Below are 22,537 nucleotides of genomic sequence, written 5' to 3'. Positions count from 1 at the left end.
GAGGAAGCGCGCTTCCTCCCTTTGTCGTGTGTGGACCCGCTCAGGCTGCGTCGTCCGTGCGGATCGTCTGGATGTGCACCGTGCGTGTGCCGGTGTGCGCGTCGCGGCCGTGCCAGCAGCGGTAGTTGTCGAGCACCAGCACGTCGCCCTCGTCGAGCCGGAACCTCGGCAGCGTCGGCTGCACGCGGGCCACCTCCTCGTCGAGGCGCCGCAGCATCGCCGTGACGTGGTCGCTCCGGGGGTCGCGGTGAAGGGGAGCGGCACCGTCGGTGCGGCGGGTGATGCGCCGCCCGGTGCGCGTGTGCTCGACGTGCCGCGCGACCCGCGGTGTGGCGGGCAGGCCGCGGACGCCGGCCCACCGCCCGTACAGGTCGACGTCGACGTCGGTGAGGAACGCCCGCAGGTCCGCCGGCAGCGAGTCGGTGAACGCGTGCGCGTCGACGACGAACGACTCACCGCCCGACGGCGCCTGCTCGACCAGTTGCAGGAGCACGAAGTCCTCGTCGGGGTGCCGCCGCCGCACCTGCCTGCCGCCGACGTCCACGACGACGTCGAAGCTGTCGGCGTGCAACGGCAGCGGGCCGCCGTCCACGGACCTGCGCGTGCGGTGCGGGTACAGCTCGCGCACCCCGCTGCCGAACAACACCGCCGCCGCCACCGCGAGCGAGCCGGGCTCGACCGGCAGCCCGGTGAGGACCACCGCGCCGGTGCCGGTCAGCGCGGCACGGGCCTGGGGCGAGGTGGCCGGCAGCCGGGCCGGGATCACGACCTGGCCCGGAAGTCGCGCGCCGACGGGACCAGCGCGGCCACCGCGGGAGCGGCGAAGCAGACCACGGCGCACCCGGCGAGCACCGCGGTGGCACCGAAGTGCGCGATGGCGGGGGCGATCAGCGCCAGGCCGACGGGCGCGAGGCCGTACGACATCAGGAAGTCCAAAGAGGACACGCGGGCGAGCTTGGACGGTTCGACCTCGCGCTGGGTGGCGGTGAACCACGGCACGTTGAACAGCTCGATGCCGACACCGGCCACCGCGTAGGCGGCGAGCACGACCGCCGGGTGCACCGGCAGCAGCAGGCTCAGCGGCGCGAACCCGTACAGCGCCAGGCCCGCGAACGCCGTCCAGCCCGCGTGCTTCGGCCGCCAGCGCGCGATCAGCAGGGCGCCGGCGAGCGCGCCGAGCGTGTAGGCGGTGAGGGCGCCGGCGAGCACGGCCTCCGTGCCGTAGCGGTCGCGGCTGACCAGCGGCAGCACCACGCCGGTCGCGGAGTAGCCGGTGGCGATCACGGCCGTCAGCGCGCCCAGGCCGGCCAGGAACCAGGGGTGCCGGCGGGCCTCCCGCACGCCCTCGGCGAACTCGGCGAAGAACCGCGGCCTGCCCGCCGTGCCCGCGAAGTCGTTGCCGCGCGGCGGAACCAGCGCTGCCACCAGCCACAGCGCGCCGATGCCGAGCAGCAGCGCCTCCGTGGTCGCGACGAGCGCGAGCAACGCGGTGAGGCCGGGTGCGACGAGCGTCGTGACGCGGACCGAGAGTGTCATCGCGGCGTTGGCCCGCTGGCGCTGGTCCTCGTGCACCACCTCGGCGGTCAGCGCCTGGAACGCCGGGCGGCACGCGCCCTGGCCCGCGCCCATCGCCACCGCGGCAACCGCCATGAGCGGCAGGGAGCTCCCGACGAAGAACGCGAGCACCGGTGCCGCGACGGCCGCCGTGAGCCCCGACCAGAGCACCACGCGGCGACGGGCGTAGCGGTCGGCCAGCACGCCGCTGATCGGCACCGCGGCGAGGAACCCGGCGGTGCGTGCGGCCAGCAGCACGCCCAGCTCCACCGCGGTGAGGGTGCGGTCGAGCACGGCCAGGCCGAGCACGTACGGCAGCGCCCAGGTGGCGATGCCGGACGCGGTGGTCGCCGTCCAGAGCCGCAGGAACGCCACGTTCCTGAGCACGGGGGCGGGTGGGGGCAGTGTGTCGTGAACCACGCGGCCGACCTTCCGGATTGGGGCTTGTGTTGAAAATGGTTGTCGTTACAGTAACGGACACCGCTGTCGTCTCGCACTGGAGGATCCGATGTCACACGCCGCCCGGCTCGGCCTGGCGCTCACCGCCGCGGCGTTCGTCGCCGGCTGCGCCGCACCGGGAGGAGGGGCCGCGCCGGCGTCGTCGGTCGTGGTCGACAGCTGCGGCAAGCAGCTGACCTTCACCGGCACGCCGCAGCGGGTCGTCACGCTGGACCAGAACTCCACGGAAACCCTGCTGGCACTGGGGGTCGCCGACCGCATGGCGGGCACGGCCAACCTCAAGACCAAGGTGTCGCCCAGGTTCGCCGAGGCCTACGCGAAGATCCCGGTGCTCTCGCCGAAGGTGCTGACCTCCGAACCGTTGCGCGCGGCGAACCCGGACGTCGTGGTGTCGTCGTTCGAGGAGCACTTCACCACCGACCGCGCCGGCACCCGCGACGAGCTCGCGGAACTGGGCGTGCCGAGCTACGTCAGCGCGGTGAACTGCCCGGACGGCACCACGCCGCCGTTCGAACGGCTGTTCCGCGACTACGAGAACTTCGGCAAGTTCCTCGGGGTGGCCGACAAGGCGAACGCGCTTGCCGCCGAACAACGCGCCGCGGTGGCCGAAGTGCAGGCCGCGGGCGCGAAACGACCCAGGGCGCCCAAGGTCGTGTGGATCTACTCGGTGTTCAAGGACGTGCCGTACGTGGCCGGCCGCGACGGCATGCCGAGCCAGATGAGCAAGATCGCGGGCGCGGTCAACGTGTTCGACGACGTCGCGCAGGAGTGGCCGGAGGTGTCGTGGGAGGAGATCGCGCGGCGCAACCCCGACGTGATCGTGGTCGGTGACCTGTCCGAACGCGGCAACCCCGGTGACAAGGCGAGCGAGAAGCTCGCCATGATGCGCGAGCACCCGGCGGTCGCGCAGCTGGACGCGCTGAAGGGCGGCAGGGTCATCGAGCTGCCCGGCATCGAGATGGACCCGTCGGTGCGCACGGTCGACGCGCTGCGCGCGTTCAGCAAGGGCCTCGACGAGGTCGCGGGTGGCTGACACCGCTGTGCTCGCTGAACCACCCGCACCACCGGAACCGGTCAGGCGCACGCTGACCACGGTGCTGTGCCTCGCTTTCCTCGTCCTCTCGCTCGTGCTCGCCGTCCGCATCGGCGCAGGCACGGGCTGGGCGGAGATCGGCAGGGCCGTCGGTGGGCGCCTCGGGGTGCCGGTCGTGCCGCTGTCCCGGTTGCAGGACTCGCTGATCTGGGACCTGAGGGTGCCGCGGGTGCTGCTCGCCGCACTGGTGGGCGCCGCGCTCGCCGTGTGCGGTGCCGCGCTGCAGAGCGTCACCCGCAACTCGCTCGCCGACCCCTACCTGCTCGGGGTGTCCTCGGGTGCCTCGACCGGCGCCGTCGTCGTGGTGGTGCTCGGGTTCGGCGGGTCGCGGCTCGGGGTCACGGGAGGTGCGCTGATCGGTGCGCTCGTCGCGTTCTCCGTGCTGATGCTGCTGTTGCGGCGCACCGGGTTGGACTCCGTGCGGGTCGTGCTCACCGGTGTCGTCGTCGGGCAGCTGTTCGCGGCGCTGACGTCGTTGATCCTGCTGTCCTCCGGTGACGCCGACAGCATCCGCGCGGTGACCCACTGGCTGCTCGGGTCGCTGGCGTCGGCGCGCTGGTCGTCGGTCGCCGTGTGCGCGGTCGTGCTCGCACTGGGGTTGCTGGTCGTGTGGTTGTGCTCGGCGGCGCTGGACGGGTTCGCGTTCGGCACCGACACCGCCGCCTCGCTCGGTGTGGACGTGCGGACCACCCGGATCGTGCTGCTGGTGACGACGTCGGTGCTGACCGCCGTCGCCGTGGCGGCCGTCGGGGCGGTCGGGTTCGTCGGGCTGATCGTGCCGCACGGCGTGCGGTTCCTGGTCGGGCCGCTGCACCGGCGGCTGCTGCCGTTGTCGGCGGTGGTCGGCGCGGTGTTCCTGGTGTGGACCGACGCGGTGACGCGCGTGGTGTTCGCGCCGCTGGAGGTGCCGGTCGGCGTGTTCACCGCGCTGCTGGGCGTGCCGCTGTTCCTGCTGGTGCTGCGCAGGAGGGGAGAGCTGTGAGGATCTCCGCGGAGCACCTGGACTGGGGCGTGCCGGGCAAGGCGATCGTGCGGGACGTCGAGCTGGTCGTCGAGCCCGGTGAGACGGTGGGGCTGATCGGCCCCAACGGGTCCGGCAAGTCGTCGCTGCTGCGGTGCCTGGCCGGCCTGCGCACACCGGTCGCCGGAGCCGTGCGCTGGGACGGTGCGGACGCGGCGTCGCTGGGTCCCCGCGACCGCGCGCTGCGGCTGGCCTTCGTCGAGCAGACCGCCGACACCGACAGCGACCTGCGCGTCGCCGAGGTCGTGATGCTCGGCCGCACCGCGCACCGGTCGCGCTGGCGCGGACCGGACGCGCACGACCGGGAGGTGGTCGCGGCCGCGCTGGACCGGCTCGACCTGGCCGACCTCGCGGACCGGCCGTGGAAGCAGCTCTCCGGTGGCGAACGCCAGCGCACGCACCTGGCGCGCGCGCTCGCCCAGGAGACGCGGGCGTTGCTGCTGGACGAGCCGACCAACCACCTGGACGTGCGGCACCAGCTGGAGCTGATGGAGCTCGTCAGCGGCACACCGCAGACCGTCGTGGTGGCGCTGCACGACCTCGCGCAGGCCGCCCGCTACTGCGACCGGCTGGTCCTGCTGCACCGCGGTGCCCTGGTGGCGCAGGGCGGCGCCACCGAGGTGCTGACGGCGCCGTTGTTGCGTGAAGTGTTCGAAGTGGACGCCGAGATCGGTCGCGACGGCCTGGGCCACCTGGCCGTCGGCTACCGCGAACCGGCTCGTTGAAGGGGGAGTTGTGACCACAGTGGATGGTTTGGTCGCCGAGGTGCTCGCGAACAGGCACGGGCCTGATCCGGGAGCCGTGGTGGCGACCAGTGTGTTCTGGGTGCACCACGGCACCCGGCTGGCCGGCGGTGACACCACCTACCGCAACCAGTACGTGCTCGTGCGGATCGGGTCGGCGTTCGGCGCCTGCGCGTTCGCCGAGGGCGAGACCGACCCGGCGGTGTGCGCGGACTACAGCGGCGCGCCGGTCTCCGCGCTGCTGACCGAGGCGCCGGCGCCGGTGCGGGTCGCGGCGCTGGACGCGTACCTCGCCTCGGTCCGTCCACACCGGACCTCGGGCGCCGAACGGGTCGTGCTCCCCGTTGGCACGCCGGAGGAACGGGCTCGTGCCCGTGACGCGGCGGTCGCGGGGCTGCTGGACGTCGAGCCGGGTGCCAAGGTCGCGTTGATCGGTGTGGTGAACCCGTTGGTGGCGGCGATCAGGGACCGCGGGGCCGAGTGCCTGCCGTGCGACCTGTCGTTGCGCACCACCCAGTGGGGCGACCCGGTGACACCGGACATGAGGGACGTCCTCGGTGTCGCCGACGCGGTCGTGGCCACCGGCATGACGATCGGCAACGGCACGTTCGACGAGATCCTGCGCACCTGCCGGTCGCGAGACATACCGCTGGTCGTCTACGCGCAGACCGCCAGTGCCGTCGCCCGGCAGTTCCTGGGCAACGGGGTGACCGCGCTGTCCGCGGAACCGTTCCCGTTCTCCCAGTTCAGCGCCGACGAGACAGTCCTGCACCGCTACCGGACCCGGACGTGAGCCCCGTCGTGGACCACCACATCGCCGACACCCTCAGCCGACCCGCCCTGGTGCGCCTCGACGACCGCACCACCTGCCTGCGGTTCGAGACCATGAAGGTCGCCTCCGCGCTGGCCGCCGTGCGCCACCTGCTGGAGTGCGGCACGGTCTGCGCGGGCGACACGCTCGTGGACAGCTCCAGCGGCATCTACGCCCACGCACTGGCGCTGGCCTGCCACCGGCACGGCCTGCACTGCCACATCGTCGCCTCCACCACCGTGGACAAGACGTTGCGGGCGCAGCTGGAGATCCTGGGCGCGACGGTCGAACCCATGCCCGCCACCGCGAGCCTGAAGCTCGACCAGAGCCGCCGGGTCGCGCGGGTGCACGAGATCCTGCGCGACAACCCGCGCCACCACTGGATGCGCCAGTACCACGACGACGTGCACTACCTCGGCTACCGGCCCATCGCCGACGCCGTCCGCGCGGAGCTCGGCCCGGTGCCGCTGACCGTCGTCGGCGGCGTGGGCACGGGCGCGTCGACCGGTGCGCTGGCGAAGTTCCTGCGGGAGTCCGATCCGAGCGTGGAACTGGTCGGCGTGCAACCGTTCGACAGCGTCACGTTCGGCAGCGAGCACGTGCACGACCCGGAGATCATCATCGCCGGTATCGGCAGCTCGATCCCGTTCGCCAACGTCGACCACACCCTGTACGACACCGTGCACTGGGTCGGTTTCGACGCGGCGCTGGCGGGCGCGGTGGCGTTGCTGCGCGAGCACGCGATCTTCGCCGGGCTCTCCGCCGGCGCGGCCTACCTCGCGGCGCGGTGGGAACAGCAGCTCGACCCGGACCGGCACGTCGTGCTGCTGGCACCGGACACCGGTCACCGCTACGTGGACGCGGCCTACTCGCGCCACTCCGAGGCGTTGCCGTTGACGGAGCTGGAGCCGCACGACATCACGGCACTGGCCGACATGGACCTGCCGTGGTCGCGGATGCACTGGAACCGCGCCGAGGCACCACCCGCGGCCTCGGCCCGGCAGCCCATCCCCGTCGCATCCTGAGAGGCCCCTTGCTGCCAAGGCGTCTGCAAGTACCACCAACACATGATCGAATCGCCGCTGACCACCACCAACACGTTCGCCGCTCGCCGAAGCAGGCTCCCCTGTCCCCGGGGAACGGGGGAGCTGTTGGTAGTAGGAAGGTGCTTGTTGATGTCGAGTTGGTGGTACTTGCAGATGCTGGGGAGGTGGTCAGTTCAGGTCGAACGTCGGTGTGAACACCCGGTCGAAACCGACCTCGCGGCGCGGACCGGTCATCGTCAGGCCGATCGCCGTGTCGATGTCACCGCTCGACCGGCCCACCCGCAGCTCGACGGCACCGGGGTCGACCTGGCGCCGACCGGCACGGCCGGTGTAGGAGGTCTGGTCGGCGTGCACCACCGCGGTGACGGTGCGGGTCTCGCCCGGTTCGAGGTCGACCTTCACCGCACCGACGAGTGCCTGCACGGGACGGGCGACCTCGGCGACCGGGTCGTGCAGGTACAGCTGCACGACCTCGGTGGTGGGCAGCTCGGTGTCGTTGCGCAGGGTGGTGACCACGCGGCACGTGCCGTCGGTCGGCCACTCCGCCGCGTCGGCCGTCACGGACACCCAGGTGACCGGGGCGTAGGTGAGGCCGTGGCCGAACGGGAACAGCGGGGTCGGGTCGACCGTGCTCACGTCGCTGCGCGCGCCCAGGGGTGCGGTCAGGTAGGTCGACGGCTGGGTGGCACCGGCGCCGGGGAAGCTGACCGGGAGGCGCCCGGACGGGTTCACCCGGCCGCTGAGGACCGCGGCCAGTGCCGCCGCGCCCTCCTCGCCGGGGTAGAAGCCGCACACGGCGGCGGCGAGGCGGTCGATCTGGCGGGACAGCTCGTACGGGCGGCCCGAGAGCAGCACCAGGACGACCGGGGTGCCGGTGGCGATGAGGGCTTCGAGGAGCTCCTCCTGCCGGCCGGGCAGGCGCAGGTCGCTCGCGTCGCAGCCCTCGCCGGAGGACCCGCCGCCGAACAGGCCCGCCTCGTCGCCGAGGACCGCGACGCAGACCTCCGCGCCGGCCGCCGCCTCGACGGCCGCGCGCAGGTCGGCGTCGGTGCCGCCGAGCACGGTGCAGCCGGCGGCGTGCACCACGTCGTGGTCGTCGCCGAGCGCGTCCAGGACGGTCGGCACGTCGATGCCCATCGGCACCTCGGGGTGGTGCTTGCCGACGTGCAGCGGGAACGAGTAGCAGCCCAGCATCGCGCCGGGGTCGTTCGCCCGCGGGCCCACCACGGCGACGCGGCGGCGGGAGGTCAGCGGGAGCACGCCCTCGTTGCGCAGCAGCACGATCGAGCGCTCGGCGAGCTGACGGGCGACGGCACGGGAGTCGGCGTCGTCGAGGTCGATGCCCGCGGCGCCGTTGTCGGGCTCGGGGGAGAAGTCCGGGTCGAGCAGGCCGAGCTCGCACTTCTGCGCCAGCACGCGGGTCAGCGCCCGGTCCACCAGCGCCTCGTCGACCCGGCCCTCCTGCACGGCGGTCAGCAGCGGGTCGCCGTAGCAGTCCACAGTGGGCAGTTCGACGTCGATGCCGGCGGCGAGCGCCTGTGCCGCGGCGTCCTCCCTGTCGGTCGCCACGGCGTGCAGGCGGTAGAGGAACGGCACGGCGAAGTAGTCGGCCACCACGGTGCCGGTGAAGCCGTAGCCGTCGCGCAGCAGGTCGGTGAGCATCGCGGGGTCGGCCGCGACCGGCACGCCGTCGTTGTCGGTGTAGGAGTTCATCACCGACCGGGCACCCGCGTGCAGGGCCATCTCGAACGGCGGCAGGAGCACGTCGGCCAGCTCGCGCGGGCCGATCGACACCGGCGCGAGGTTGCGGCCGCCCCTGGAGGCCGAGTAACCGGCGAAGTGCTTGAGCGTGGCCACGATCCCCGCGGACTCCAGGCCCGCCACGTAGGCGGCGCCGATGGTGCCGACCAGGTGCGGGTCCTCGGCGATGGTCTCCTCGACCCGGCCCCACCGCAGGTCGCGCGCCACGTCCAGCACCGGCGCGAGACCCTGGTGCACACCGAGGCGGCGCATCGAGCCGCCGATCAGGGACGTCATGCGGCGCACCAGGTCCGGCTCGAACGAGGCGCCCCAGCACAGCGGTGACGGGAAGGCGGTCGCCTGCCACGCGGCCAGGCCGGTGAGGCACTCCTCGTGCACCATCGCGGGAATCCCGAACCGGGTGCTCGCGATGATCTGCCGCTGGCTGCGGGCGAGGCTGTGCGCGCCCACCTCCGGCGCGATCGGCCGGGTGCCGAACACGCGGGTGAGCTGGCCGATGCCGTGGCGGGTCAGCTCGTCGAAGTCCGGCGGCTCCACGATCAGGTCGTGCTGGTGCGGCGCCATCTCGCCCGCCGAGTCGATGCCGACCCAGATGCCCTGCAGCTGCGCGATCTTCTCTGGCAGGGTCATCCTGGCCATCAGGTCGCGGACGCGGTCCGCCGCGGCGGCGTGCGGGTCGCGCCAGAGTTCTGCCGAGGTGGTGGCTTCGGTCGTCACATGATCTCCAGGGGTCAGGAGGACAGCGCTCGGGTCGAGTGCCGGGCGATCAGCTCGGTTCCGAGCGTGATGTGAGTGCCGTCCGGCGTCTCTCCGTTGATGAGCCGGACGAGCAACGAGACCGCGCGGCGCCCCATCTCGCGGATGGGCTGCTCCACGGTCGTCAGCGCGGGGGCGCACAGCGCCGACTCGGGGATGTTGTCGAAGCCGACCACCGACAGGTCCTCCGGCACGCGCAACCCCATTGCCACAGCGGTTTCGATGGCCGCGATGCCGGTGACGTCGTTCGCGGCGAAGATGGCGGTCGGCCGGTCGGGCAGGCTGAGCAGCTCCCGCGCGGACGCGGCCGCCACGTCGCGGTCGTAGTCACCCGGCCGGACCAGGTCCTCGTCCACCTCGACGCCCGCACCCGCGAGCGCCCTGCGGTACCCGGTTTCGCGCTGCTGGGCGGACTTCAGGTCCGCTCGGCCGGTGAGCAGTGCGATCCTGCGGTGGCCCAGCGCCAGCAGGTGCTCGGTGGCGATCCGGCCACCGGTCAGGTTGTCGGAGTCGACGGTCGGCAGCGCCGCCCGCCCGGTGTGCGGGTCGACCGCCACGACCGGGGTGCCCGGCACCTCCTCCAGGTCCACGGCGGGCGTGACGAGCACGGCGCCGTCGACCAGGGTGCCGCTCAACCGGCTCAGGTACCGGCGTTCCCAGCCCTGCGGGTCACCGGTCCGGCCGCCCGCCGAGTAGACGACGAGCTCGAAACCGGTGCCGCGGATGGCATCCGCCGCTCCCTTGAGCAGTTCGGTGCTGAACGGCTCGATGTCGGCGACCAGGATGCCGATGACGTTCGTGCGGTGGTTGCGCAGGCTCTGCGCGACCAGGCTCGCCTCGTAGCCGAGTTCCTTGATCACCGCCGTCACTCGCGCGAACGTGTCGGCGGAGACGCCGTAGCGCTGGTTGAGGACCTTGGACACGGTGGCCACCGAGACGCCGGCCTGAGCGGCGACGTCACGGATGGTGACACGAGAGCGAGGGGGCACGGGGCTGAGACTAGCCGTGTAAAACGTTATCGACAACGATTGACACAGCGACTTCGAAGCGGAATTCTCTCTAGCCACCGCAGGGCATGTGTTCGATCCCGCCCCGTCCTACTCGGCCGAAGTCGTCAGGAGTGGACCCCAATGCGTTCTGTGCACAAGTTGTCCGTCGCTCTCGCCGCAGCCGCGACGCTCGTGCTTGCCGCGTGCAGCGGCTCCAGCGGTGGCGACGCCTCCGCTGACGGTCCGGTCACGCTCACCTGGTGGCACAACCGGACCACTGAACCGATGAAGTCGATCTGGCAGCAGATCGCGGACGACTTCCACAAGACCCACCAGGACGTCTCGTTCACGATCGAGCCGATCCAGAACGAGCAGTTCCAGACCAAGGTGCCCCTGGCCCTGCAGGGCAACACCCCGCCGGACATCTTCCAGCAGTGGGGCGGTGGCGGGCTCGCCTCACAGCTCAGCTCCGGCAAGATCGCGGACATCACGCAGGGCGCCTCCGGTTGGATCGGCCCGCTGGGCCAGGCGGCGCAGGGCTGGCAGGTCAAGGGCAAGCAGTACGGTGTGCCGTACCAGATGCACGCCGTGGGCTTCTGGTACCGCAAGGACCTCTTCGCCACCGCGGGCGTCACCGCGCCACCGTCCACTCTGGACGAGCTGAACGCCGCGGTCGCGAAGCTGAAGACCGCGGGCCTGGTGCCGATCGCGGTCGGCGGCAAGGACCGCTGGCCGGACGCCTTCTACTACAACTACTTCGCGATCCGGCAGTGCTCGGTCGACGCGCTGAAGAAGGCCGTGGAGAAGACCGAGTTCGCCGACCCGTGCTTCACCAAGGCGGGCGAGAACCTCAAGGCGTTCATCGACACCAAGCCGTTCCAGGACGGCTTCGTCGGCACCCCGGCCCAGCAGGGCGCCGGCAGCTCGGCAGGCATGCTCGCCAACGGCAAGGCCGCCATGGAGCTGCAGGGCGACTGGAACCCGGACGTGATGCAGGCCCTGTCGGAGGACAAGGAGCTGGACTCGAAGATCGGCTGGTTCCCGTTCCCGTCGGTGCCCGGCGGCGAGGGTGCCCCGGACGCCGTGCTCGGCGGCGGTGACGGCTTCTCGTGCACCTCGCGTGCGGCCAAGGCCTGCACGGACTTCCTGGGCTACCTGGTGGGCGAAGAGGTGCAGAAGAAGCTCGCGGCGACCGGTTCCGGCCTGCCCGTGCACCCGGCTGCCGTGGCGTCGCTGAAGACCGAGACGCACAAGCAGATCTCCGAGTACGTCACGAAGGCACCGCACCTGCAGTTCTACTTCGACATCGCCTTCCCGACCAACGTCGGCCAGGCGCTGAACGACTCGATCGCCAACTTCTTCGCCGGCCAGGGCGGTCCTGACACGATCGTCCAGTCGGTCTCCAAGGCAGCCGCCGGGAACAAGTGATGAGCACCGCGACCAGTTCGCGGCCGTTGACCGCCCCCAGCTCGCCCGCGCCAGCGGCTGGGGGCACCCGGCGGCGGCGGTCCCGCACCCGCACACGTCTCGAGCTCGCCCTCCTGCTCACACCGGCCCTGGTGCTGTTCGCCGGGTTCGTGCTGGTGCCGATCGGGGTGGCCGCGGTCTACAGCCTGTACTCCTGGAACGGGTTCGGCCCGCTGACCGACTTCGTCGGCCTGAAGAACTACGTCGACGCCTTCTCCGGTGACGTATTCCAAGGCGCCATCGGGCACAACCTGATCATCGCGTCGTTGTCGATCGTCGTGCAGCTCCCGCTCAGCATCGGCCTCGCGCTGCTGCTCAACCGGAAGCTGCGCGGGCGGACGTTCCTGCGCATGGTGGTCTTCGCGCCGTACGTGCTGTCGGAGGCCGTCACCGCCGTCATCTGGCTGCTGATGCTGCAACCGGGCGGGTTCGTCGACGAGGTCCTGCGGTCGGCAGGCCTCGGCTCGCTGGTCCAGCAGTGGCTGGCCGACCCGTCGATCGTGCTCTACACGCTGTTCGTCGTGATCACGTGGAAGTACATCGGGTTCGGCGTGATCCTGCTGCTGGCCGGGCTCCAGGGAGTGCCGCCCGAGCTGCGGGAGGCCGCCGCCCTCGACGGGGCGACCGCGTGGCAGACCACCCGGCACGTCGTGCTCCCCTTGCTGGGGCCCACGATCCGCGTGTGGATCTTCCTGTCGGTGATCGGCTCGCTGCAGCTGTTCGACCTCGTGTGGATCATGACGCTCGGCGGTCCCGCCAACGCGTCCTCGACCATGGCGACCTACCTGATCGACCACGGCTTCAAGCGCTACGAGTTCGGCTTCGGCAGCGCCGTCGCGGTGATCCTCTTCATCATCTGCTTCACGTTCGCGTTGTTCTACCAGCGGTTCGCGCTGCGCAGGGACACCGAGGGCGCCTTGACCAGGGCGGTGGGCTGAGTTGTCACGTCGCAACACCGCGGGCTACCTCGCCGCGTTCGCCGTCGTGGGCGTCACGGTGGTGCCGCTGCTCTTCGTGCTGCTGGGCGGGTTCCGCACCACGGCGCAGATCAACTCCGCACCGGCGGGCCTCCCCGGCCCGTGGGTGTGGGAGAACTACGCCGAGGTCGCGACCTCACCGGTGTTCTGGCGGTTGCTGGGCAACAGCGCGCTGATCGCCGTGATCGCGACGACCCTGGCGGTCGTGCTGGGGGCGATGGCGGCGTTCGCGTTGTCCCGCTACGCCTTCCGCGGCAGGGAGGCGTTCTACACGCTGTTCACGCTCGGCCTGCTGTTCCCGCTGGGAGTGGCGACCCTGCCGCTGTACCTGTGGCTGCGCCAGCTCGGTCTGCTGGAGAACCCGCTCGGTGTCGCGATCCCGGAGGCGGCGTTCTCGCTGCCGATCACGATCGTGATCCTGCGGCCGTTCATGCACGCCATCCCGGCCGAGCTGGAGGACGCCGCGCTGCTCGACGGCGCGGCCAAGCTCGGGTTCTTCTGGCGGATCCTGCTGCCGCTGTCGGGGCCCGCGCTGTCGACCGTGTCCGTGCTCGCGTTCGTCAGCAGCTGGAACTTCTTCCTGCTGCCGTTGCTCGTGTTCAACGACTCCAGCAACTTCACCCTGCCGCTGGGCGTTGCCATGTTCCAGTCGGAGCACACCCAGGACACCGCGAAGGTGCTCGCCTTCACCGCGTTGTCCATGATCCCGGCGCTCACGTTCTTCGTGCTCGCCGAACGACGGATGGTCGGTGGCCTGACCGGTTCGGTGAAGGGCTGACACCTCGGAGGAGCTCGACGATGAACTCGTCCTTCGCCCGGCGTCACTTCCTGCAACTGCTCGCCGCGCTCACGGCGACCGCGAGCGCGACCGGAACCGCTGCTGCCGCCGAGCTCGTCTCGGCGCAGGGCGGGGCCGGCCGGTTCCCGCTCGTGTCCAGGGGGAGGTCGGCGGTGCTGGTCGTCAGCACCGCCGACCACCCCGGCGTCGTCCGGGTCGCCGGTGACCTGCAGGCCGACGTGGAACGGGTCACCGGCGTCAAGCCGGCGCTCGTGCACTCCCTGCCCGACAAGGGCGACGTCGTGCTCATCGGCACGGTCGGCAGCCCGCTCGTCGACCGGCTCGTGGCGGCGGGCGCGCTCGACGTCACCGGCATCGCCGGCAGGTGGGAGACCTCGCTGACGCAGGAGGTCCGCACCGGCGGGCGGCGCGTGCTGGTGATCACCGGCAGCGACCAGCGCGGCACCGTCTACGGCACCTACGACCTCTCCCGCGCCATCGGCGTCTCGCCCTGGTACTGGTGGGACGACGTGCCCGTCGAGCACCGCGACGAGCTGCACGTGCGCTCCGAGCGGCACAGCCCCGGCCCGCCGTTCGTGAAGTACCGCGGCATCTTCATCAACGACGAGAACCCGGCGCTGGGCACCTGGGCGCCGCGCTACTTCGGCCCCGGCCACGCACCCGGTCACCCCGGCGGCTTCAACCACCTGTTCTGGGAGAAGGTCTTCGAGACCCTCCTGCGGCTGAAGGGCAACTACGTCTGGCCCGCGGTGTGGGGACGGGCGTTCGCCGAGGACGACCCGCTCAACCACGCCACCGCCACGCGCTACGGCATCGTCATGGGCACCTCGCACGAGGCGCCGATGATGCGCGGCATCGAGGAGTGGAACCGCCACGCCGTGCCCGCGGTGCGCGACGCGAACGGCGTCATCACCAAGCCGGGTCACGACCCGTACGGCGGCACGGGGGAGTGGAGCTTCCGCCGCAACGCCGACGCGATCAAGGCGTACTGGACCGACGGCATCCGCCGCATGGTGGACGAGGACATCGAGGGCGTCGTCACCGTCGGCATGCGCGGCAACGGCGACACCCAGCTGCCCGACGGCGACAGCATCGAGCTCATGCAGTCGATCATCGCGGCCGAGCAGGAGGTCCTCGCCCAGGTCACCGGGCGCGACCCGGCGCAGATCCCACAGGTGTGGACCCTCTACAAGGAGGTCCTGCGGTACTGGGACAAGGGCCTGCGCCCGCCCGACCACGTCACCGTCGTCTTCCCCGACGACAACTGGGGCAACCTGTGCAAGCTGCCGGACCGCTCGCTGCCGGACCGCGCCGGCGGGTACGGCCTCTACTACCACTTCGACTACGTCGGCGTGGGGCGCAACTACAAATGGGTCGACACCTGCGCGATCGCGAACCTGTGGGAGCAGCTGCACCAGGCGGCCGAGTACGGCATCTCCCGGCTGTGGGTCGCGAACGTCGGCGACTTCAAGGGCAACGAGCTGCCCACGCAGTTCTTCCTCGACTACGCCTGGAACCCGCAGGCGCTGCCGCTGGAACGGCTGTCCACCTGGGAGCGCGAGTACGCCGAGCAGAACTTCGGCAGGCGCGAGGCCGCGGCCATCGCCGAGGTGCTGAACGAGTACGGCCGGCTGCAGGCGCGGCGCAAGCCCGAGCTGCTCAACCGCCGCATCACCGTCGAGGGCACCACGATCGTCAATGACGACAGGGCCACGCCGTTCAGCCTGGTCAACTACCGCGAGCTCGACCGCGTCACCGAGGAGTGGAAGCGGCTGGGCCAGAAGGCCGAGCAGGTCGGCGCACGTCTGCCCGCCGCCTACCGCGACGCCTACTTCGAACTGGTGCTGTACCAGGTGAAGGCCACCGCGAACCTCTACGAGCTGCGGCACGCGGAGTTCACGAACCTCTTCTACGCCGCGCAGGGCCGGGCGCTGGCCAACGACCTCGCCGCGACCACCGAGGCGCGGTTCGCCGACGACCTGGCGCTCGCGGACCGGTTCAACAACGTCGTCGCGGGCGGCAAGTGGCGTGGTTTCCAGACGCAGCCGCACATCGGGTACGGCGACGTCGAACGCTACGGGCCGAACGCGCCGTGGCAGCAGCCGGAGAAGGACAACGTGGCGCTGCCCGACGAGGTCTTCCCGCCGGTCCGCCGGATCACCCCGGCCGGTCCGGCCGAGATGGGTGTCGCGATCGACGGGTCCGAGCAGTGGTGGCCGTCCTCGCAGGAGCCGCCGGTGCTGCCGGAGCTCAGCCCGTTCCAGAGCGCGCCCGCGCCGTTCGTCGACGTCTTCAACCGCGGCACCGAGCCGTTCGACTGCACGATCACCTCCGGTGCGCCGTGGCTGGTCGTGCGGCCGGCGTCGGGCCGGGTGGACAAGCAGCTGCGCGCCACCCTCTCCGTGGACTGGTCACGGGCACCGAAGGGCACGACCAGCGTGCCGGTCGTGGTGTCCGGTGCGGGGCGCACGGTGACCGTGCGGGCCCCGATCGGCAACCCGGCGCTGCCGTACTCGTGGCGCGAGGGGTTCGTGGAGGCCGGCGGGTGCGTGTCGATCGAGGCCGAGCACCACAGCGCGAACGTCGCCGCCGGTGGCGTGCGGTGGCGGCGCATCCCCGGTCTCGGCCGCACGGGTGCGGGCATGAAGCCGTTCCCGGTCACCGCACCGAGCCAGGAACCCGGTCGCGGACCGCGGCTGGAGTACCGGCTCACGCTCCTCGCCCCCGGTGAGGTCACGGTGTGGGCGCACCTCTCGCCCCGCGCCGGGGTGCTGCCCACACCGGGCCTGCGCTACGCGGTGTCGTTCGACGACGAGGTGCCCCAGGTCGTGGACGCGATCAAGGTGCACGGCGCGGACCACTCGCTGATGAACCGGCCGTGGGAGCGCATGACCTCCGACAACGTCAACCGCACCGCCACCAGGCACACGATCACCAGGCCCGGCCCGCACGTGCTCCGGTTCTGGATGGTCGACCCCACGCTCGTGGTGCAGAAGCTGGTCGTGGACACCGGCGGCCTGCGCGCGAGCTACCTCGGACCGCCGGAGAGCAAGCGCATGTAGTCAATCCAAGGGAGCGACGATGAAGTTGCACTCAACCAGGACCACGCGGTTACTCGCGATCACGGCGGCGGCGGCCGCGATCGCGGCGGGCCAGGTGGTCCCGGCATCGGCCGCGGGGCCGTTGAAGGACATCACGAACAGGTGGGTCGGCAGCGCTGTGGCGGCGGGGCCGCTGGGCAGCCAGGCCGACTACCGCTCGGTGCTGACCCGCGAGTTCGACAGCGTGACGCCCGAGAACGAGATGAAGTGGGCGGTGGTCGAGCCCAACCGCGGCCAGTTCAACTGGTCCGGTGCGGACGCGATCGTCAACTACGCGCAGCAGAACGGCAAGACCGTGCGCGGGCACACCCTGGTGTGGCACAGCCAGTACCCCGGCTGGCTCAACAACCTCGGTGGCTCCGAGCTGCGCAGCGTGACCCAGCAGCACATCAACACCGAGATGGGCCGGTACCGCGGCAAGATCCGCGCGTGGGACGTCGTCAACGAGATCTTCGAGGAGAACGGCTCGCGCAGGCAGTCGATCTTCCAGACGCGCATGGGTGACGGGTTCGTCGCCGACGCGTTCCGCTGGGCGCGTGCCGCCGACCCGTCGGCCAAGCTCTACATCAACGACTACAACACCGAGGGGATCAACGCCAAGAGCGACGCCGTCTACAACCTGGTCCGCACGCTGAAGCAGCAGGGCGTGCCGATCGACGGCGTCGGCATCCAAACGCACCTCGCCACCCGGTACGGCTTCCCGTCGAGCTTCCGGCAGAACATCGAACGGCTGGCCGCGCTCGGCGTCGACATCGCGATCACCGAGGCCGACGTCCGCGTCCAGCTGCCGGTCGACTCGAACAAGCTGAACCAGCAGGCCAACTACTACAAGCAGATCTGGGACGCCTGCCACGCCGTCTCGCGGTGCGTGGAGTTCACGACGTGGGGGTACACGGACCGCCACTCGTGGGTGCCGGGGACGTTCCCCGGTGAGGGTGCTGCCTGCCTCTTCGACTCGAACCTGAGGCCGAAACCCGCCTACACCCGGATCAACCCGTAACGACCGACCCCCCGTCGGCCACGTCCTGCCCGGCACCCGAGCGGTGCCGGGCAGGACCGGCGGACCGCACCCAGAACCACGTCAAGGAGAGAGCGACGATGATGTTGCGCTTACCCCGGGTCCTCGTGATCACCGCGGCGGCGGCCGTGCTGGTGGCGAGCCAGGCGGTGCCCGCGTCGGCGGCGGGACCGCTGAAGAACAGCACCAACAGGTGGGTCGGCAGTGCCGTGGCCGCCGGTCCGCTGGCCGATGAGGCTGACTACCGCGCGGTGCTGACCCGCGAGTTCGACAGCGTCACCCCGGAGAACGAGATGAAGTGGGGCGTCGTCGAGGCGACCCGCGGCCAGTACGACTGGTCCGGTGCCGACGCGATCGTGAGCTACGCCAAGCGGACCGGCAAGTCCGTGCGCGGGCACACCCTGGTGTGGCACAGCCAGCTGCCCGACTGGGTCGCCGGGCTGGAGGCACCCGAGCTGCGCAAGGTGGTCAAGGAGCACATCAAGACCACCGCAGGGCGGTTCAAGGGCAAGATCCGCGCGTGGGACGTCGTGAACGAGGCGTTCAACGAGGACGGCACCCGCCGGCCGACGGTGTTCCAGGAGAAACTCGGCGACGGCTACATCGCCGAGGCGTTCCGGCACGCGCACGCCGCGGACCCGAAGGCCGAGCTGTACATCAACGACTACAACATCGAGGGCCTCAACCCCAAGAGCGACGCGGTGTACGAGCTGGTGCGCAAGCTGAAGAGGCAGGGCGTGCCGATCGAGGGCGTCGGCATCCAGACGCACCTCGCGCTGCAGTACGGCTTCCCGACGACGATGAAGCAGAACATCGAGCGGTTCGCGAAGCTCGGCGTCGACGTCGCCATCACCGAGGCCGACGTGCGCATCCCGCAGCCGACCGACGCGGCGAAGCTGGAGGCCCAGGCCGACTTCTTCGAACAGGCCTGGGACGCCTGCCACGCCGTCAAGCGGTGTGTGGAGTTCACGACGTGGGGCTTCACCGACCGGCACTCGTGGGTGCCCGGCGTGTTCCCCGGCGAGGACGACGCGTGCCTGTTCGACGACGACCTGCGGCCCAAGCCCGCCTACCAGCGCATCAACCCCTAGCGGGAGCCCCCACTTGGCACAGTTCTCGAACCCGGTCCTGCCCGGCTCGCACCCCGACCCGTCGGTGTGCCGGGTGGGACCGGACCACTACCTGGTGACCTCGACCTTCGAGTACTTCCCCGGCCTGCCGGTCTACCACAGCCTGGACCTCGTGCACTGGCGGCTGCTCGGCCACGTGCTCGACCGGCCGTCGCAGCTGCCGCTGCAGGGCGTGCCGGCCTCCGGTGGCCTGTACGCGCCGACGATCCGGCACCACGACGGCGTGTTCTACGTGGTCTGCACGCTGGTGCACGGCAAGAGCGAGTCCGGCAACTTCGTCGTGACCGCGACCGACCCGGCCGGTCCGTGGTCGGAACCGAAGTGGCTGCCGGAGGCCGACGGCTTCGACCCGTCGCTGTTCTTCGACGACGACGGCCGGGCGTGGTGGACCGCGACCCGGCTGGTGCGCCCGCCCGGTGAGACCGAGGTCTGGCTGCGCGAGTTCGACCCGGCCACCCTCGACCTGGTCGGGGACGAGCACGTGGTGTGGCGCGGCGCGATGAGGGACGCGGTCTGGCCCGAAGCACCGCACGTGTACAAGGTGGACGGCCGGTACGTGCTGCTGACCGCGGAGGGCGGCACGGACTTCGAGCACTCGGTCGTCGTGGCGACGGCGGACCACGTCACCGGCCCGTACCGCGGGTCGCTGCTCAACCCGGTGCTGACCCACCGCCACCTCGGCCGCGACCACCCGATCGCGGCGGCCGGGCACGCGGACCTGGTGTGCACGCAGAACGGCCAGTGGTACGCCGTGCTGCTCGCGACCAGGCCGTACGGCGGCTACTACTACAACCTCGGCCGCGAGACGTTCCTCGTGCCGGTGAGGTGGGAGGCGGGCGGCCCGGTGTTCAGCCCCGGCACCGGCAGGGTCGAGGCGTCCTACGACGTGCCCGACCTGCCGCCGCACCCGTGGCCGGAACCGGACAGGACCGACGACTTCGACGGGCCGGGGCTCGACCCGGTGTGGATGTTCCTGCGCACGCCGGAGGAGCCGTTCTGGTCGCTGGCGGACCGGCCGGGGCACCTGCGGCTGCGGGTCCGGCCGGAGTCGGTCACCGAGGCGGTCACGCCGAGCATCGTGCTGCGGCGCCAGCAGCACGCCAGCTTCCACGCGTCCTGCGTGCTCGACTTCGCCCCGGCGGGACCGTCAGAGGTGGCGGGGCTGGTGCTGCTGCAGAACGACGAGCACCACGTGCGGCTGCTGCTCGGCGCCGACCGGGAGGTCGTCCTCGTGCGCCGCTTCGGCGGCAAGGACGAGGAGCTCGCGCGGACGGCGGTCGGCGAGGGCGCGGTGCGGCTGTGCCTGGAGGCGGTCGGCCAGGACGTGCAGGCGCTGGTCGCCGCGGGCACCGAGGGCTGGCAGCTGCTCGGCGACCCGTTCGACGGGCGGGTGCTGAGCACCCCGGTCGCCGGCGGGTTCACCGGGGTCCACATCGGACTGTACGCGTCCTCCGAGGGCGTGCCGAGCGAGTCGTGGGCCGACTTCGACAGCTTCACCTACCGCGGCCTGGAGTAGCCGGTGCCCTCGCGGCACCGGCTGTCCGGAGGAGCTGATCAGTGGAACAGGCGCAGGGGGACCGCCTCCGCCAGAGCCCGGTACCCGGCCGGGTTCAGGTGCAGGTGGTCTCCCACGTCGAACGCGGTCAGCAGCTGCCGCGGTGCGGCCGGGTCGCGCACGGCGGCGTCGAGGTCGACCACGGCGTCGAAACGGCGGCTGGTGCGGATCCACCGGTTCACCGCCTGCCGCGCCGTCTCGCGGAACCCGCCCGCGTCGTCGTAGAAGCTGCCGCCGAACGGCAGCAGCGTCGCGCCGTACACGGCCAGGTCGTGCGCATGGGCCCGGTCGAGGACCTGCTGGTAGCCGGCGATGAGGCGCTCGGCGACGCGTTGCTGCGACGCCTGGTCCGCGGCGGCCGTGCCGATGTCGTTGATCCCCTCGAACAGCAGCAGCCACTCGACCCGGCTCTGCGCCAGCAGGTCGCGGTCGAGCCGCGCCAGCACGCTCGGGCCCAGGCCGTTGTCCAGCACCCGGTTGCCGCCCGCGGCCTGGTTCAGCACCGCCACCCCGGCGGTGCGGCGGTCCGCGCGCAACCGGTCGGCGAGCCGGTCGGGCCAGCGGTCGTTGCCGTTGGTGGTCGAACCGCGGCCGTCGGTCAGCGAGTCGCCGATCACGACGAGGGCCGACGTGCCCGCACCCGCGACCACCTCGACACCGCTGAGGAAGTACCAGTGGTCGGTGGGGGTCGCGCCGGGCAGGTCGGCCGCCTCGACGTGGTTGCCCGCCAGGAGGTGGGACGTGGTGCGCGAACCGGGGTGCGAGGTGATGTCGTTCGACGCCTGCCCGGTGGCGAGGTACGTGGTGACGGTGAGGATCGAGCCCGCGGCCAGCGGGAAGTCCAGCGGGTCGGACACCACGAGCATGCCGGGCGTGAGGTCCGCCGACGGCGAGCCGTTGAACGTCACCCGGCGCGTGCTGCCGGGTTCGACGGCGCTCACACCGGCCCGGCCGCCCGCGGGGAGTGCGACGGTGACCGCGGTGATCGGCAGCGTCGCGCCACCGAACGCGTTCGAGAACCGCAACCGCAGCCGCCGCCCGCCGATCGTGACCCGGACGGTCTGCCGCAGGGTCGCGTCGGCCAGCACGAGCCCGTCCTGGGTGAACGGCGCCGGTGGCATGTTGTGCGGCTCGGTCAGCTGGGGCATCGACGCCCACGTGCCGACCCAGCGTTCCCGGCCCCGCGGTGGCGTGGCGGCCACCGCGGTGGTGGTGGATCCGGCGACGACCGTGGCGGCCGCGGCGCCGAGGAAGGAGCGTCTGCGCATTGTCCCAACCCTTCGGGAGGAAGGCGTCCGTGATCGAACCTAGGAGGGCCGCGGCAACGCCGTCAATGAAGTGACACAAGGGAAATCGGCAGAACACCTGTGCGCCGGGCGGGGGCCGGAGGTGTGCCTCGCGCTGCCCTGCGCACGCCGCGGGAATGGCCTGCACCTGCCACCTCGGCCGGTTGACCGCGAGTGGTGGTGGTCCTACCGTGGGAGCTGTTCTGCCGAAGACCGATGTAGTCCTTTGTGGACACAACTCTCCGGGTGCCACCGGCGCCCTCGCCGTGGAACCGCCGTGTCCGCAGTCGCTGACGACGAGGAGTGCGCATGGCACGAGTGCTGATGCTGGTGGGTGACGCCGCGGAGGAGCTCGACTCGATGTACCCGCTGTTCCGCCTGCGGGAGGACGACCACGAGGTGGTGGTCGCCGCACCGACCACCCGCCCGGTGCAGCTGGTGGTGCACGACTTCGAGCCGGGCTGCGACGCCTACACGGAGAAACCCGGCCGGCGGCTGCCGGTGGACCTGGCGTTCGCCGACGTGCGGCCGGAGGAGTTCGACGCGCTGGTGATCCCGGGCGGCCGGGCACCGGAGTACATCCGCGTCGACCCGGACGTGGCGCGCATCGTCGAGCACTTCTTCACCCACGACCGCCCGGTCGGGACGATCTGCCACGGACCGCAGGTCCCGGCGGCGCTCGGGCTGCTGCGCGGCCGGACCACGGCGGCCTACCCGCCGCTGCGCGCCGACGTGGAGCAGGCCGGCGGGACGTTCGCCGACGGACCGGACGTGGTGGACGGCGTGATGGTCTCCTGCCGCGGCTGGCCGGACCTGCCGGAGTGGTCGCGCGCGTTCCTGCGGGTGCTGGCGAAGACGAACGGCAGCTGATCCTCCACAGTGGAAGACCGCACGTCCGACGCGGGCCGGGACGACTCCCGGCCCGCGTCGCCATCGCTCCCGAACGGCCCCTGGTCAAGGGAAAAATTGGC

General features: G+C 71.5%; 18 protein-coding genes. 13 read left to right on the top strand and 5 right to left on the bottom strand.

Annotated elements, in window-relative coordinates; all coding sequences use genetic code 11:
- Positions 1–40: 40 nt before the first annotated feature.
- Together ACZ7CD_RS18850 and ACZ7CD_RS18845 are read right to left on the bottom strand one after the other, a co-directional pair.
- Positions 41–766: a TauD/TfdA family dioxygenase gene (locus ACZ7CD_RS18850; RefSeq protein WP_470379358.1), complete on the bottom strand. Its 726-nt coding sequence runs from the start codon at positions 764–766 to the stop codon at positions 41–43.
- On the bottom strand, positions 763–1,974 hold the full coding sequence (locus ACZ7CD_RS18845) for an MFS transporter (RefSeq protein ID WP_470379357.1): 1,212 nt from the start codon (positions 1,972–1,974) through the stop codon (positions 763–765). Before ACZ7CD_RS18845 ends, ACZ7CD_RS18850 begins: the two co-directional genes overlap by 4 nt.
- 88 nt (positions 1,975–2,062) lie before the next feature.
- Here ACZ7CD_RS18845 and ACZ7CD_RS18840 point away from each other — a divergent pair, with 88 nt between their 5' ends.
- From ACZ7CD_RS18840 to ACZ7CD_RS18820, 5 genes are read left to right on the top strand one after another with little or no spacing between them, the layout of a single operon-like run.
- Positions 2,063–3,046, top strand: a complete 984-nt coding sequence (locus ACZ7CD_RS18840; protein WP_470370387.1) for an ABC transporter substrate-binding protein — start codon at positions 2,063–2,065, stop codon at positions 3,044–3,046.
- The gene (locus ACZ7CD_RS18835; protein ID WP_360389638.1) at positions 3,039–4,088 is read left to right on the top strand and encodes a FecCD family ABC transporter permease; all 1,050 of its coding nucleotides are present in this window, start codon (positions 3,039–3,041) and stop codon (positions 4,086–4,088) included. The genes ACZ7CD_RS18840 and ACZ7CD_RS18835 overlap by 8 nt, the downstream gene beginning before the upstream one ends.
- Positions 4,085–4,852: an ABC transporter ATP-binding protein gene (locus ACZ7CD_RS18830; protein ID WP_360389635.1), complete on the top strand. Its 768-nt coding sequence runs from the start codon at positions 4,085–4,087 to the stop codon at positions 4,850–4,852. Before ACZ7CD_RS18835 ends, ACZ7CD_RS18830 begins: the two co-directional genes overlap by 4 nt.
- Positions 4,853–4,862: 10 nt before the next feature.
- On the top strand, positions 4,863–5,663 hold the full coding sequence (locus ACZ7CD_RS18825; RefSeq protein WP_360389633.1) for a Rossmann-like domain-containing protein: 801 nt from the start codon (positions 4,863–4,865) through the stop codon (positions 5,661–5,663).
- Complete coding sequence (locus ACZ7CD_RS18820; RefSeq protein ID WP_458431732.1) at positions 5,660–6,706, top strand: pyridoxal-phosphate dependent enzyme; 1,047 nt, start codon at positions 5,660–5,662, stop codon at positions 6,704–6,706. The genes ACZ7CD_RS18825 and ACZ7CD_RS18820 overlap by 4 nt, the downstream gene beginning before the upstream one ends.
- Positions 6,707–6,895: 189 nt before the next feature.
- On the opposite strand, the gene ACZ7CD_RS18815 is transcribed toward ACZ7CD_RS18820, so the two are convergent.
- On the bottom strand, positions 6,896–9,205 hold the full coding sequence (locus tag ACZ7CD_RS18815; RefSeq protein WP_458431733.1) for a beta-xylosidase/alpha-l-arabinosidase: 2,310 nt from the start codon (positions 9,203–9,205) through the stop codon (positions 6,896–6,898).
- A gap of 14 nt (positions 9,206–9,219) precedes the next feature.
- On the bottom strand, positions 9,220–10,233 hold the full coding sequence (locus ACZ7CD_RS18810; RefSeq protein ID WP_360389627.1) for a LacI family DNA-binding transcriptional regulator: 1,014 nt from the start codon (positions 10,231–10,233) through the stop codon (positions 9,220–9,222).
- A gap of 141 nt (positions 10,234–10,374) precedes the next feature.
- On the opposite strand from ACZ7CD_RS18810, the gene ACZ7CD_RS18805 reads away from it, so the two are divergent.
- From ACZ7CD_RS18805 to ACZ7CD_RS18775, 7 genes are all read left to right on the top strand, one after another.
- Positions 10,375–11,661 (top strand): ABC transporter substrate-binding protein, encoded by a 1,287-nt coding sequence (locus ACZ7CD_RS18805; protein WP_360389625.1) that lies wholly within the window; start codon positions 10,375–10,377, stop codon positions 11,659–11,661.
- Positions 11,661–12,638, top strand: coding sequence for a carbohydrate ABC transporter permease (locus ACZ7CD_RS18800; RefSeq protein ID WP_360389622.1), 978 nt, complete (start codon positions 11,661–11,663; stop codon positions 12,636–12,638). Before ACZ7CD_RS18805 ends, ACZ7CD_RS18800 begins: the two co-directional genes overlap by 1 nt.
- A gap of 1 nt (position 12,639) precedes the next feature.
- On the top strand, positions 12,640–13,455 hold the full coding sequence (locus tag ACZ7CD_RS18795) for a carbohydrate ABC transporter permease (protein ID WP_360389620.1): 816 nt from the start codon (positions 12,640–12,642) through the stop codon (positions 13,453–13,455).
- 20 nt (positions 13,456–13,475) lie between these two features.
- Positions 13,476–16,538 (top strand): glycosyl hydrolase 115 family protein, encoded by a 3,063-nt coding sequence (locus tag ACZ7CD_RS18790; RefSeq protein ID WP_470379356.1) that lies wholly within the window; start codon positions 13,476–13,478, stop codon positions 16,536–16,538.
- Positions 16,539–16,557: 19 nt separating this feature from the next.
- On the top strand, positions 16,558–17,577 hold the full coding sequence (locus ACZ7CD_RS18785; protein WP_360389615.1) for an endo-1,4-beta-xylanase: 1,020 nt from the start codon (positions 16,558–16,560) through the stop codon (positions 17,575–17,577).
- Positions 17,578–17,678: 101 nt separating this feature from the next.
- A complete protein-coding gene (locus tag ACZ7CD_RS18780) occupies positions 17,679–18,686 on the top strand; it encodes an endo-1,4-beta-xylanase (protein WP_470379355.1) in 1,008 nt (335 codons plus the stop codon).
- A 13-nt stretch (positions 18,687–18,699) separates the two neighbouring features.
- Complete coding sequence (locus ACZ7CD_RS18775) at positions 18,700–20,241, top strand: glycoside hydrolase family 43 protein (protein ID WP_360389610.1); 1,542 nt, start codon at positions 18,700–18,702, stop codon at positions 20,239–20,241.
- 38 nt (positions 20,242–20,279) lie between these two features.
- Here ACZ7CD_RS18775 and ACZ7CD_RS18770 read toward each other — a convergent pair whose 3' ends face one another.
- A complete protein-coding gene (locus ACZ7CD_RS18770) occupies positions 20,280–21,548 on the bottom strand; it encodes an SGNH/GDSL hydrolase family protein (RefSeq protein WP_360389608.1) in 1,269 nt (422 codons plus the stop codon).
- Between the two features lie 327 nt (positions 21,549–21,875).
- Here ACZ7CD_RS18770 and ACZ7CD_RS18765 point away from each other — a divergent pair, with 327 nt between their 5' ends.
- Positions 21,876–22,436, top strand: coding sequence for a DJ-1/PfpI family protein (locus ACZ7CD_RS18765; RefSeq protein ID WP_360389605.1), 561 nt, complete (start codon positions 21,876–21,878; stop codon positions 22,434–22,436).
- The last annotated feature ends 101 nt before the right edge of the window (positions 22,437–22,537 follow it).

The sequence above is a fragment of the Lentzea sp. NPDC036949 genome (assembly GCF_055608075.1).
The sequence above is the reverse complement of the archived record's forward strand: the minus strand, read 5'-3'. Positions and strand labels throughout refer to the sequence as shown.

Excerpts from the sequence above, each read along its gene's own strand:
- ACZ7CD_RS18840 (WP_470370387.1), top strand. The coding sequence starts at position 2,063 with ATGTCACACGCCGCCCGGCTCGGCCTGGCGCTCACCGCCGCGGCGTTC.
- ACZ7CD_RS18805 (WP_360389625.1), top strand. The coding sequence starts at position 10,375 with ATGCGTTCTGTGCACAAGTTGTCCGTCGCTCTCGCCGCAGCCGCGACG.
- ACZ7CD_RS18800 (WP_360389622.1), top strand. The coding sequence starts at position 11,661 with ATGAGCACCGCGACCAGTTCGCGGCCGTTGACCGCCCCCAGCTCGCCC.
- ACZ7CD_RS18790 (WP_470379356.1), top strand. The coding sequence starts at position 13,476 with ATGAACTCGTCCTTCGCCCGGCGTCACTTCCTGCAACTGCTCGCCGCG.
- ACZ7CD_RS18785 (WP_360389615.1), top strand. The coding sequence starts at position 16,558 with ATGAAGTTGCACTCAACCAGGACCACGCGGTTACTCGCGATCACGGCG.
- ACZ7CD_RS18780 (WP_470379355.1), top strand. The coding sequence starts at position 17,679 with ATGTTGCGCTTACCCCGGGTCCTCGTGATCACCGCGGCGGCGGCCGTG.
- ACZ7CD_RS18770 (WP_360389608.1), bottom strand. The coding sequence starts at position 21,548 with ATGCGCAGACGCTCCTTCCTCGGCGCCGCGGCCGCCACGGTCGTCGCC.
- ACZ7CD_RS18765 (WP_360389605.1), top strand. The coding sequence starts at position 21,876 with ATGGCACGAGTGCTGATGCTGGTGGGTGACGCCGCGGAGGAGCTCGAC.